A 12,388-nucleotide genomic window follows, 5' to 3' on the forward strand; every position below is an offset into this window, starting at 1 on the left:
CCTGTTCACTTGTTCCATACGCGACGACGCCGGAGCGCGCCGGACGGCGCAATCCCCGCCCCCTGTTCCACACGCGAGTCGCTGGGTCGGGCGAGTGGAACGTTTGAAACACCGTGAAACAGTTTTCATGACCCTGTTCACTTGTTCCATACGCGCTGACACCGGAGCGCGTCGGGCGGCGCAGACGGGGGTTCGGCCTCGGATTGGGCAGGATTGACGGATGGGTCGGGATTCGGGGCATGGGGAATCCGGCAAGGCATTAGGCTACAATTCCTAATCCAGCCTGACGCTCCCGGCAACCCCGCGCGGCGCATTGGGCGCCGCCCCTCTGTTTCGCCCTACTCAGCCGCCTGGGCGGCGCCGTCAGCCCCCAACAGGTAATCGATGTCGCCGCCGTCGAGCGCGCTGACCAGCCCGGTGCCTTCGATGGTGGCGGCGGACAGGCTGCCCTTGCGGCGTTGCAGTTCGATGATGCGCTCTTCCACCGAATTGGCGGCGATGAGCTTGTAGACGAAGACCGGTTTGTCCTGGCCGATGCGGTAGGCGCGGTCGGTGGCTTGATCCTCGGCGGCGGGGTTCCACCAGGGATCGTAATGGATCACCGTGTCGGCGGCGGTCAGATTCAGGCCGCGCCCGCCCGCCTTCAGGCTGATGAGGAAGACGGGAACCTCGCGGTTCTGGAAACGGTTGACCGGCGCGGCGCGGTCCAGGGTGCGCCCGGTCAGCTCGACATAGGGAATGTCGGCCTTCTCAAGCTCCACCTTGATGAGATCCAGCATGGTGGTGAATTGCGAGAAAATCAGGATGCGGCGGCCTTCCGGCACCATTTCCCGCACCATCTCGGTCAGCGCCTCCAGCTTGGCGCTTTCCTTCACCTTGGCGGCGGCGGGCATCTTCAACAGGCGCGGGTCGCAGCAGACCTGACGCAGCTTCAGCAGCGCGTCGATCACCGTGATGGCGTTGCGGCCCAGGCCGCCGCCCGCCGCCCCGCCGACGGCCAGCGCGGCGCGCACCGTCTCGTTCACCGACAGGCGGATCGTCTCGTACAAATCGCGCTGGTCGCGGTCCAAATCGATGCGGACCACCACCTCCGTCTTGGGCGGCAGCTCCTTGGCCACCGCCTCCTTGGTGCGGCGCAGCAGGAAGGGGCGGATGCGGCGCATCAGCAGATTGGCGCGCGTGTTGTCGCCGCGCTTTTCGATGGGCACGCGGTAACGCTTGCCGAACTCCTTGCGGTCGCCCAGCAGGCCGGGCATCAGGAAGGCGAACTGGCTCCACAGCTCGCCCAGATTGTTTTCCACCGGCGTGCCGGACAGGCAGAGCCGATGACGCGCCTGCAAGGCCGCGACGGCGCGGGTCGCCTTGCCGTCGGGATTCTTGATCGCCTGCGCCTCGTCCAGCACCAGCATGTGCCAAGTCAGCCGTTTCAGCAGATCGACGTCGCGCGCCACCACGCCGTAAGTCGTCACCACGATGTGGGCGCGGTCGAGGTCCGACAGCTTTTCGTGACGGTCCAGCCCGTGCAGCACCACCACCCGCAGATCGGGGGTGAAGCGCGCGGCTTCCGCCACCCAGTTCGGCACAAGGCTGGTCGGCACCACCACCAGACACGGGTCGGTCAGCCGCCCCTCATGCTCTTCCATGGCGATGTGGGCCAGAGTCTGCGCGGTTTTGCCCAGCCCCATGTCGTCGGCCAAAATCCCGGCGACGCTGTTGGCCCGCAGGCTTTGCATCCAGGCCAGACCGGCGCGTTGGTAATCGCGCAACTCGCCCTGGAAGCTTGGCGGGGGGTCCATGTCGCCCGGCGCCTCGCTGTCGCGCAGGCGCTTGAGGTAGCCGTCGATCTGCGCGGTTTCCTCGACCCGCCTTGCGATCAAATCGTCGATGTCGAGCAGCGAGTCGGCTTCCGCCAACGGAACCTTCAGCCGGTCGCCGACGGGCCGACCGGTCCCCAGCATGGCGTCCAGCACGCTCATCAAGCGCTCGACCCGCTCGGCGGGCAGCGATAGGACGTTGCCGTCGTCCAGCACGATGTGCGCCCGACCGTCGATGATCCGGGTGGCCGACAAGCCGCCGCGCTCGACCAGTTGGGCCAGAATCGGCAACAGCGGGCGGCGCTCCCCGTCGATCTCCACCCCGACGTCAAGATCGAACCAACCGTCGCCGGCGTCGCGAACGGCGACGTCCACGTCGGACCCCGGTTCGATCACCTTGGCGCCAAAATCGCTGCCGACCTCCACCACCCAACCGGCCTTGGTCAGGGCCGGAATCTCCGTGGTCAGGAAGGCTTTCCACCGTTCGTCAACGTCCCGTCCGGTCAGCCAGTGAACCCGCGTGCCGCGCCCGTTCAGCGTGCCTTTCGGCGGTTCGACGCGCGCCTGGGCGAAGCCAAGGCCGGACAGCCGGTCCAACGCCGCCTGCTCGGTCCGCTTGTCGCGGCGGACGAAGGTGACGTTGCCGCGCTCATCCTCGAACCGGGCGAACTGGCGCTGGTCGTCGGGTTCGATTTCCGCCGGTTCGCCGGGTTCGCCGTAATCAAAGGACAACCGCAGCACATCGACCAGCCCGTCGTGCGGCGTGACCACCCGGCCCAGCAGGGCCAGCACGCGCGGCGCCCGTTCAATGATGTCCGCCGCCTCGGCGGCGCCGCTGCGGATGCCGGGAATGGCGTTGTCGCGGAAGGACGGCGATTGGTTGGTCGCGTTGCGCAACGGGGCGAACAGCCGCGAAGGCGGCGGCGCGACGGCGGCGGGCGCCGCGATGGGCGGAACCGGCTTGCTCTTCGGCACCTCCACCACCTGGAGATCAACGGCGAAGACGCTGCCGCTGGCCGAATCCACGCACCAATAGGATTGCCCCTTGAACAGCGTGCAGCGTTCCGGCAACCCGGTCGGCCGCAGCTTGCGCGTCGCCGGATCGCGGAAGGCGCGCACGACGCGGCCCGGCGCCTCGGTCAAGGGGGTGCCGTCGCGCCAGACCAGCCGCCCGGTTCCCAGCAGACGGCGCAGCAAACGATCCACCGCCTCGCCCCGGCTCTTGGCGACGGGGGTGCGCAGCGTGCCGCCGCCGCCCAACAGCCGGGCGATGGCGCGGTCGGCGTCGCCGCTGATGTCGCGCGGGGCCTTGGCCAGCACGTCGCGCGGGGTGGCGGGTTCGGTGTCCGCCTGCCCGTCCGTCACGAAATCGGCGGAGACGCAACAGGCGACCTCGCCCTGCCCCGGCTCCAACGTCCAACGCAGGCTGCGTTCGCCCTCGGCCTTCGGGGTGGGGTTGGGCGTGGGCAGGCTGGAGGCGGTCGCCGTCGTCGGGGCCGCCGGAACCAGCGGCAGGATCGGCGGGGCGGTCTTCGGCGGCGTGGTCGGGCGCACGAGCGACAAGGTCGGCGGCGCCGCTTTCGCCGCAGAGGCTGGGGGCGTCGCAGGGGCCGTCGTGTTCGCCGCAGCGGGCGACGCCCGATCCGCCAGATCGAAGAGGGAGGCTTTGCGCCATTCCGGGCGGGTGTCCAGCGCCATCATCGCCGCCGCCGCCATATGGGCGCAGGCGTTGCGGCCACAGGTGCAGGTGCGTTCCAGCACGACGCCGCGCTTGCCCTGGATCGGCGTGACCACCACCGCCAGACGGCGGCCCAGATCGTTGACCTCGGCCTTGATGCGATTCGCGCCCGCGTCGGACAGGGTGACGGCGCCCGTCATAATCAGGGTGCGCCCGCGCTGCAAGGTTTTCGCCTCGAAAACGCGCGTCAGATCCTCCTGAGCGAAGGGGACGGCGACGCCAGCCTGGGAGCCGAGCGGCAAAGCATCAAAAAAGGACATGCGATCGGAACGCCGTTCAGCCAGAACAAAACAAAACGGGCCGCCGGAGCAACGGCGTCCGCCCATTCTCGCAAGCCATTACGGCCAAACGGCCCGCGTGCGAAAGACCGTGATAGCACAGGAATGGCGCTGCGGCATCATCAGGGTTGGGAAATCAGCCACGCGGACGAGAAAGGGCGGACGCGCGACCGACGCTCAGCCTTCGACATCGACCTGCGCGTCGGCGATGACGCAGTTGCGCCCGGCCCGCTTGGCCTCGTACAGCGCCTCGTCTGACCGGCGGATCAGCGTTTCCGCCGTGTCGCCCAGGCGACCGCCGACCGAGATGCCAATCGACACCGTCACCGAGATTTCTTCGGCGCCGGCGGCGGACACCGTGAAGGGAACGTCGGCGATGCGCTGGCGCAGACGTTCGGCGACGATCAACGCCGCTTCGCCGTCGGTGTCGGGCAGAATGACGATGAACTCCTCGCCGCCCAAACGCGCCACCAGATCGAAGGTGCGCAGATTGCGGCTGGCCCGCGCCGACACCTCGCGCAGCACCTCGTCGCCGATGGTGTGGCCGTGGCTGTCGTTGACCACCTTGAAATGGTCGATGTCGAACATCAGAACGGCCACCGGCTTTTGGCTGTCGATGGCGCGTTCCAGCAGGCGCGGCAGATGGGCGTTGACGTAGCGGCGGTTGAAAACGCCGGTCAGGCTGTCGGTCAGCGCCATCGACAGGCTTTGCTCGTAATTCGAGCGCAGCCGTTCCTGGTAGCGTTTGCGCCGGATCTGGGTGCGGGCGCGGGCCAGCAACTCGTTCCGGTCGATCGGCTTGATGACGTAATCGTTGGCGCCGAGTTCCAGCCCCTTGGCGACGTGGTTCAAATCCCCCTCGTCCACCATCAACAGGACCGGCACCTGCCGCGTCCGCTCGTGCGAGCGCAATTGCGAGCACAGGCGCAAGCCGTCCTCATTCGCCAAGGTCAGGCTGATGACGACCAGATCCAACTCGTTGGAGAGCGCCCGTTCCAGCGCCTTGGCCCCGGTGTCGGTCGCCATCACGCTGTTGTGGTCGCGTTGCAGGGTTTCCGTTACTTTGTCGAGGTCGAGCGCGGAATCCTCCAGAACCAGGATGCGGGCGCGCTCAAAGGATTCGTTCAGCAACGTGCCGCTGCGCTCGATCACCCCGAATTGGCCGGAGGTGTTTTCGCGCAAACGCCATTCGTCCATCATCATCTTGAGACGAACCAGCGAGCGGACCCGCGCGAACAGGGCGATGTCGTTGACCGGCTTGGTCAGAAAATCGTCGGCCCCAGCCTCCAGCCCGCGCACCCGGTCGGCGACGTCGGACAGGGCCGTGACCATCACGACGGGAATGTGCATGGTCGCGGGGTCGGAGCGAATGCGCTCGCACACCTCGAACCCGTCCATCCCCGGCATCATGACGTCGAGCAGAACGATGTCCGGCGATTCCCTGTGAACCATCTCCAGCGCGTCCGGCCCGTTGAAAGCCGTGATGACGTTGAAATACTCGCGCGTCAGCTTGGCCGCGAGCAGCTTCACATTCGGCAGAACATCATCGACGACGAGCACGCGCGCGGACATGGAGCGATGCGATCCTGTGAAGCTTCGGTTCAAAAAATCAGGCTAGAAAACGTCTAACCGTCTCAAGAAACTTAACCACCGAGATGGGCTTTGCAATGTAATCCTCGCAACCGCCCTGGCGAATCTTTTCCTCATCGCCCTTCATGGCGAAGGCGGTGACGGCGATGATCGGGATGCTTTTCAGCTCCGCGTCGTCCTTGATCCACCGCGTCACCTCAAGCCCCGACACCTCGGGCAGTTGGATGTCCATCAGGATCAAATCGGGGCGATGCTGACGCGCCAGCCGCATCGCCTCCATCCCATCGCGGGTTTGCAGAGTGCCGTAACCATGCGCTTCGAGCAGATCATGGAACAGCTTCATGTTCAGCTCGTTGTCCTCAACGATGAGGACTGTCTTGGCTGACGCGCCGTCGACCATGGTTGACCCACCCGGTTCCACCGACATGCACTCTCCACTCAAGCTTGGCGCCCTGGCTGGCCGCCGGAGAGGGCGTTGACCGGCGCGGCGCGATCAAAGCGACCACACCCCGGTATACCCCTTTTCCCAACAGGTCGCGACGGTTAAATTGCCGTTGACTCCAGGACGCCGACGGATCGGCCAAGGCGAACGCAGACGCCTGATCGGGCAAAACAAAACCGCCCGCAAAAGCGCGGGCGGCCTGTCCTAGTCCCCAGCCCAGTCCCAAGCGGCGACCATCAGCCGCTTACGCGGCGACGTCCGCCTGCGTGGTGGATTTCGTCTTGCGCTTGGCGTCCCGACGGCGGGCGCTTTTGGCCCCATACATCATGCTGTCGGCCCGCCGCATCACCTCGTCCTCCTGGTCTTCCGCACCATAGGGCTGGGTGCCGACCGAGAAGCGAACCGGCAGGGAAACCCCGCCCCATTCCGCGTGGCAGGCGTCGGCGAGCGCCGCCAGTTCGCTGGCGCGGGCCAGACCGCTGGTCACGTCGGTGTTGGTCAACAGCACCGCGAACTCGTCGCCGCCCAGCCGGGCCACCACATCCTCTTGCCGGACGCTGGACACGATCATCAGCGCGACTTGGCGCAGATAGCTGTCTCCGGCGACATGGCCATGGGTGTCGTTGATCGCCTTGAAACCGTCCAAGTCGATCATCACCAACAGACCGCCCGCCGTTCCGGTGCGCCGGGCCGAGGCCAGTTCACGCCGGAAGTGGCTGTAGAAGCCCCGCCGATTCAACAAGCCGGTCAGCTCGTCGGTCATCGTCAGGCTTTCCAGATAGGCGATGCGCTCTTGCTGTTGGGCGATGGTTTCCCGCGCTTCGGCCAGCAGGGCGATGGTCTCGTCAAGCGCCTGCCGCTCCGTTCCCCGCAGCAACCCAACCCGCGAAGCCAGCGCGACCGGATTCCAAACCATCTCGCCGTCGAAGCGATCGCAGGAGTGGGACGTCAGGTCCAAGGCGGCGACAATGGCGTTCATGGGGCGGCTCCTTACTGGAGGTCGATGCTCTTCGTCCCATCCCATGCAGATGATGTGCCAACCCGACAACCTAGGCGATTCCACGCTTTGCCATCCCTGCCGACCTGCGGATTTTTCCCCTCCCCCCTTTGCCGCCCGGCAGCTTCTGCCGCCGCCGGGCAATTTCGTCCTCCCGACCGCCCGCCTCACCCCACCCGGTCCGGCGGCTCCCGCCCGGACAACACCGCGTCGATGTTGTCCAACGCCTTGAAACCCATGGCGTTTCTGGTTTCGACCGTGGCGCTGCCCAAATGCGGCAACAAAAAACTGTTCGGCAGGTCACGATACTCCGCGAACAGGTTCGGTTCGTTCTCGAACACGTCCAACCCGGCGGCGGCGAGCCGCCCGTCGCGCAGGGCGGCGACAACGGCCCGGTCATCCACCACCGTTCCGCGCGCGGTGTTGATGAGGATGGCCCCCGGCGGCAGACGCGCGATCCGTTCGGCGTTCAACCAATGGCGGGTTTCCGCCGTGGCGGGGAAATGCAGCGACAGCACGTCGCTGACCGCCAACAGCGCGTCGGGATCGGAATGATAGACCGCGCCCTCCTCCAACTCCGGGGGCAGTCGCTTGCGGTTGCTGTAATGGATGGTCATGCCAAAGGCCCGCGCGCGCCGCGCCACCGCCTGGCCGATGCGGCCCATGCCGATGACGCCCAACCGCTTGCCGCCGATGTGGGTTCCCATCAATTGGGTGGGGGTCCAGCCGGTCCAGGCGTCGGCCCGGATCAGCCGCTCCCCTTCCGACGCCCGCCGGGCCGCGCCCAGGATCAGGAGCAAGGCGATGTCGGCGGTGGCGTCGGTCAGCACGTCGGGCGTGTTGGTCACGATCAGGCCGCGCGCCTTGGCGGCGGCCAAATCAATGTGGTCGGTGCCGACGGAAAAGGTCGCCAGCAGCCGCACCCGATCCGGCAAGGCGGCGATGGCGGCGGCGTCCAGCCGATCTCCGGCGCAGCACAGCACGGCGTCGGCCCCGCGTTCCGCCGCCCGCGCGGCGATGGCCAAACCGGACAGCGCCTCGTCCGTCGGGTTGAGGATCGCCGTGTAATCGCGCGACGCGCGCGCCTCCACCGCGTCGGGCAGGCGGCGGGTCAGCAGAACCACCGGGCGATTCTCCGCCGAATGGTCGTCTGCCGAACGGGGAATGGCGGAATCGGTGGGGTCTGTCATGCTGGGAATTCCTTTCCAATGATAGGAATTGCGGGTGGCGGGCCTTTCGGTCTGCGTTAAAAACACCCATAATCCAACCAGCGCCGACAATCACCTGTGGATCCCGCCTTGTCCAACCGCCGCACCGCCCACCGTTCCGCTGGTCGCCTGTTTCTGGGCAAGCTTCTGGGCGCGGCCATGGGCGTGGCCCTTGGCGTCGCCGTCACGCTGGTCGCCAGCGCCGACGCCCCCGCGTTGGCCGCCACCCTGCCCTCCGCCTTGCCCAGCTCCAGCGACGTGGCCGCCGCCATTCAACCGCATCGCGCGATCTACACCATGTCGCTGCTGTCGGCCCGCAACAGCTCCAAGGTCAGCGACGTGCGTGGACGCATGATGTTCGAGTGGGCCGACGCCTGCGACGGTTGGACCACCGAACAACGCTTTCAGTTGCGCTTCGTCTACAGCGAGGGCGACGAGATGGCGATGAACACCAATTACACGACCTGGGAAGCCAAGGACGGCCTGCGCTATCGCTTCAACGTCCGCAAGGTCATCAACGGCGAGGTGGATGACGACGTGCGCGGCGAGGCGAACCTGACGGCCAACGGCGGCGTCGGCACGGCGCAATTCTCCAAACCAGAGCCGCAGGAGATCGACTTGCCCGCCGGGGCGATGTTCCCAACGGCCCACACGCTGGCGGTCCTCGACCACGCCCGCCGGGGGGAGCATTTCTTCAGCCGCACCATTTTCGACGGCGCCGACGCCGAGGGCGCGACCGAAGTCTCCACCGTGATCGGCCAACCCAGCCCGGCCAAGAACGCCGCCAAAAGCGCCCTGCTGCGCGACGCCCAAAGCTGGCCGGTCCGCATGGCCTTTTTCCCCACCCACAGCGACTCGGCCCAGCCCGAATATGAAATGAGCCTGCGCCTGCTGCAAAACGGCGTCGCCGAATCCATGCAAATTGATTACGGCGATTTCATCGTCAACGCCATTCTGGAAAAGATCGAGGCTCTGCCCCGCTCCGGTTGCTGACCCGCATTTTGTGAAAATACTTAGGGGTTGATCGCGACTCGCGGCTGCGCTTAACTGTTCACCAGACACTGGTACAATGGACGGAGAAGACCCGCGTCAACGCCATCGGACGTTGCGGGCGCGTTTCCGTCGCAAGAGGGTTCCACCATGAGCAAGAAACACGTCCAGATCGGACAAGTCTTCCAGCCGGTCGGCGCGGCCAAGGGCCGCGCGTGGCGGGTGATGGGGACCGTCAATCTGCTCGGGATCCCGCACGCCCGCATCGTCAGCACGGAAGATGAAGGCGTGTCGAAGACGCTGAGCTGTTCGGTTCTCGTCGACACCGATCATTATCGGTTGATCGCCTCCGCGCCGATCGACGGCATGGCGGCGTAAACACCCCCCGGCCAACCCTGGGCTTCAACCCCGGGTTGGTTCTGGCGCAACCGGCAACGCCGCTGGGAGCATCGCTCCGGCGGCTTTTTGTGTTTCCAGAGACCGATGGTTCAGCCTCACCGGGAATTCCGCCGATGTCCTCCAGCCTTTTCGCCAACCAGGCGCCGCGACCGCTGGCCGACCGGCTGCGCCCCACATGTCTGGCCGATGTGGTGGGGCAGGATCATCTGCTGAAGCCCGACGCCCCCATCGGACGGATGGTCGCCGCGCGCGCCCTTTCCTCGATGGTGCTGTGGGGCACGCCCGGCTGCGGCAAGACCACCATCGCCCGCCTGTTGGCCGAAGCCACCGATCTGCATTTCGAGGCGATCTCGGCCCTGCAAAGCGGCGTCGCCGATCTGCGCAAGATGTTCGAGGCGGCGCGCGGGCGGCGCGCGGGCGGGCAAGGCACCCTGTTGTTTTGCGACGAGGTCCACCACTTCAACAAATCGGTTCAGGACATCTTCCTGCCCTATCTGGAAGACGGCACCATCACCCTGGTCGGCGCCACCACCGAAAACCCCAGCTTCGAGTTGAACGCCGCCATCCTGTCCCGCGTCCAGGTCTTCGTTCTGCACCGCCTGGACGAGAGCGCGCTGGCCGCCTTGCTGGAACGCGCCGAGTCCCATCTTGGCCATCCCCTGCCGCTGACGCCCGACGCGCGAACCGCGCTGCTCGCCATGGCCGACGGCGACGGGCGGTTCCTGCTGAACATGCTGGAGCAAATCAACGCGCTGGCGGCGGGGGAGCCGCTGGACGCGGCGGGGTTGGGACGGGTGTTGCAACGGCGCATGCCGTCCTACGACAAGGCCGGGGACGGGCATTACAATCTGCTCTCGGCCTTTCACAAAAGCCTGCGCGGGTCCGACGCCGACGCCGCGCTTTATTGGATGTGCCGGATGCTGGCGGCGGGGGAGGATCCGCGCGTCATCGCCCGGCGGATGCTGTGCGTCGCCAACGAGGATGTCGGGCTGGCCGATCCCAACGCCATCGTTCAGGCGTTGACCGCCTGGGAAACCTATGAGCGGCTGGGTCCGGCGGAGGGGGAACGGGCGCTGGCGCAAGCCTGCCTGTATTTGGCCACCGCCCCGAAATCAAACGCGGTCGAGGTCGCGTTGGGCGAAGCTCGCGCGCTGGCGCGCAAGACCGGCAGCGTCATGCCGCCGATGCACGCGGTGAACGCCCCGACTCGGGTGATGAAGGATCTCGGTTACAAGCAGGGCTACATCTACGACCACGACACCCCGGAAGGCTTTTCCGGCCTGAATTACTTTCCGCCCGGCGTGGAGCGCCACAGCTTCTACCGCCCGGTGGAGCGCGGGTTCGAGCGCGAGATCAAGAAGCGCCTGACCTATTGGGGGAATTTGCGGGGGCGGCGCTCCTGACCGGACGCGCCGCCAACCCGCGAAAACAGCTCAGCGTCCCCTACTCACCGAACGGCTCTCACCGGACGGTGTTGCAACGCTGGAAGCATTGCTTGAGTTGATAGCTGCAATTGTCCGACGGGGTGAAGGGACCACCGGCGTCCGGGCGTTCCAGACCACTCTGGGTGCGGGCGGCGACCGAATCCATGCACACGTTGTGGCCGCGCTCGCACTGCGCCCGGCAGGACCCGCCGCCGCTGGCGTCGCCGTTCAGGCGCAACGATTGATCGTCGGAGTTGCCCGCGTTGCTGGCCGGGGCCGGGGCAGCGCGCGGAACGGCGGGCTTTGCCGGTGTCTGCGACTGGGTGACGGCGGGCGCGGCCACCGAGGCGGCGCGCGGCGCGGGCTGGTCGGCGCAGGCCGTCAGACCGAGCAGCGCGACGGCAACCAACGGAGCAAAAAGGCGGATCGGACGGAACATGCCACACGGCTCCTGTTTTTCTTGGTACGAAGATGGTATCCGGCGGGGCGGAATGCCACGGTCACGGGTCCATCCCCGGATCGGTCCCAATATGCCGGGAACCAGCCTCAGAAGGGAATGACCCAAATGACACCCAACACCGGGAGCAAGCGCTCCCACCGCGCGCCACGGCTGTTGTTCGCCGGGTTGCTGTTCGCCGGATTGCTGATGCTGGTCGCCCGCACCGCGTCCCGGCCCGACGTCAGCCTCGGTGAAATGCTGATCCCCGCCCTTGGCGGGCTGGCGGTGCTCGCCGCCATCGCCGTCATCGTCCGCCAGGACCGCCGCGAGCGCGACGCTTTGCCGCCCGCCCAACGCGACCGCCAGGACCACGGCACGCCGAACTGACGCTCTCAAGCGCCTCATCGCCGCCCCGGCCACGCCGCCGGGGCAGGCGGCGGCGGGCGTCAGACGAATTTGAAGCTCAGCAAACCGCCGACCACGACGATCAGCAGCACGGTCGTCACCAGCATCAGGCGCTTTTCAATGATCGCCTGCACCTGCGCGCCATAAAAATGCATGAGAATCGCGATCATGTAGAATCGCGAGAAGCGCGCGACGATGGAGCAGAGGATGAACACCGTCAGATCCAGATGGGCGAATCCGGCGGTGATCGTCAGCAGCTTGTAGGGAATCGGCGTGACGCCCTTCAAAATCAGGAACCAGGGGCCGAATTCGGCGAACATGTCCTGAAAGCGCAGGAAGGATTCCTGCGCGTTGTAAAGGTCGATAATCATCCGCCCGACGCTCTCGAACAGATAATAGCCCAGCGCGTAACCGACCATCCCGCCCAGCAACGACGCCAGCGCGCAGATGTTGGTGTAAAACCACAGCTTTTTCGGCTGGGCCAGACACATCGGGATCAGCATCACGTCGGGCGGCAACGGAAAGAACGAACTTTCCGAAAAAGACACGGCGGACATCCACCACACCGCGTCCTTGCGAGCCGACAGGCGCTGAATACGGTTGTAAAGGGATCGTAACATTCCGCCTGCCACATATGAGAAGACCCTCCCACCGGGAAAATTCC

The 12,388-nt window shown here is 66.3% G+C and carries 11 protein-coding genes; 4 read left to right on the top strand and 7 right to left on the bottom strand.

Annotated elements, in window-relative coordinates; translation table 11 throughout:
* Positions 1-338 precede the first annotated feature (338 nt).
* The 5 genes from ACODS4_RS24565 to ACODS4_RS24585 form a co-directional block, all read right to left on the bottom strand.
* Positions 339-3,812 carry an SNF2-related protein gene (locus tag ACODS4_RS24565; protein WP_488868301.1) on the bottom strand — a complete coding sequence of 1,158 codons (3,474 nt, stop codon included), beginning with the start codon at positions 3,810-3,812 and terminating at the stop codon, positions 339-341.
* A 195-nt stretch (positions 3,813-4,007) separates the two neighbouring features.
* The gene (locus ACODS4_RS24570; protein WP_488868302.1) at positions 4,008-5,402 is read right to left on the bottom strand and encodes a PleD family two-component system response regulator; all 1,395 of its coding nucleotides are present in this window, start codon (positions 5,400-5,402) and stop codon (positions 4,008-4,010) included.
* Positions 5,403-5,439: 37 nt separating this feature from the next.
* Positions 5,440-5,847: a response regulator gene (locus ACODS4_RS24575; protein WP_274379610.1), complete on the bottom strand. Its 408-nt coding sequence runs from the start codon at positions 5,845-5,847 to the stop codon at positions 5,440-5,442.
* A gap of 259 nt (positions 5,848-6,106) precedes the next feature.
* The gene (locus ACODS4_RS24580; RefSeq protein ID WP_488868303.1) at positions 6,107-6,841 is read right to left on the bottom strand and encodes a GGDEF domain-containing protein; all 735 of its coding nucleotides are present in this window, start codon (positions 6,839-6,841) and stop codon (positions 6,107-6,109) included.
* 185 nt (positions 6,842-7,026) lie between these two features.
* Positions 7,027-8,049 (bottom strand): 2-hydroxyacid dehydrogenase, encoded by a 1,023-nt coding sequence (locus ACODS4_RS24585; protein WP_488868304.1) that lies wholly within the window; start codon positions 8,047-8,049, stop codon positions 7,027-7,029.
* Between the two features lie 108 nt (positions 8,050-8,157).
* Here ACODS4_RS24585 and ACODS4_RS24590 point away from each other — a divergent pair, with 108 nt between their 5' ends.
* The 3 genes from ACODS4_RS24590 to ACODS4_RS24600 all read left to right on the top strand — a co-directional run bounded on the left by ACODS4_RS24590 (position 8,158) and on the right by ACODS4_RS24600 (position 10,859).
* Positions 8,158-9,060, top strand: a complete 903-nt coding sequence (locus tag ACODS4_RS24590; protein WP_488868305.1) for a cell envelope integrity EipB family protein — start codon at positions 8,158-8,160, stop codon at positions 9,058-9,060.
* A 147-nt stretch (positions 9,061-9,207) separates the two neighbouring features.
* On the top strand, positions 9,208-9,435 hold the full coding sequence (locus ACODS4_RS24595) for a hypothetical protein (protein WP_119829997.1): 228 nt from the start codon (positions 9,208-9,210) through the stop codon (positions 9,433-9,435).
* Positions 9,436-9,569: 134 nt separating this feature from the next.
* Positions 9,570-10,859: a replication-associated recombination protein A gene (locus ACODS4_RS24600; RefSeq protein WP_488868306.1), complete on the top strand. Its 1,290-nt coding sequence runs from the start codon at positions 9,570-9,572 to the stop codon at positions 10,857-10,859.
* Positions 10,860-10,917: 58 nt separating this feature from the next.
* On the opposite strand, the gene ACODS4_RS24605 is transcribed toward ACODS4_RS24600, so the two are convergent.
* Positions 10,918-11,319: a hypothetical protein gene (locus ACODS4_RS24605; RefSeq protein WP_488868307.1), complete on the bottom strand. Its 402-nt coding sequence runs from the start codon at positions 11,317-11,319 to the stop codon at positions 10,918-10,920.
* Between the two features lie 126 nt (positions 11,320-11,445).
* Here ACODS4_RS24605 and ACODS4_RS24610 point away from each other — a divergent pair, with 126 nt between their 5' ends.
* On the top strand, positions 11,446-11,706 hold the full coding sequence (locus tag ACODS4_RS24610) for a hypothetical protein (protein ID WP_488868308.1): 261 nt from the start codon (positions 11,446-11,448) through the stop codon (positions 11,704-11,706).
* 59 nt (positions 11,707-11,765) lie between these two features.
* Here ACODS4_RS24610 and ACODS4_RS24615 read toward each other — a convergent pair whose 3' ends face one another.
* Positions 11,766-12,344, bottom strand: coding sequence for a YqaA family protein (locus ACODS4_RS24615; RefSeq protein WP_488868309.1), 579 nt, complete (start codon positions 12,342-12,344; stop codon positions 11,766-11,768).
* Positions 12,345-12,388: the final 44 nt, after the last annotated feature.

This window comes from Azospirillum sp. FG154, from assembly GCF_057809575.1.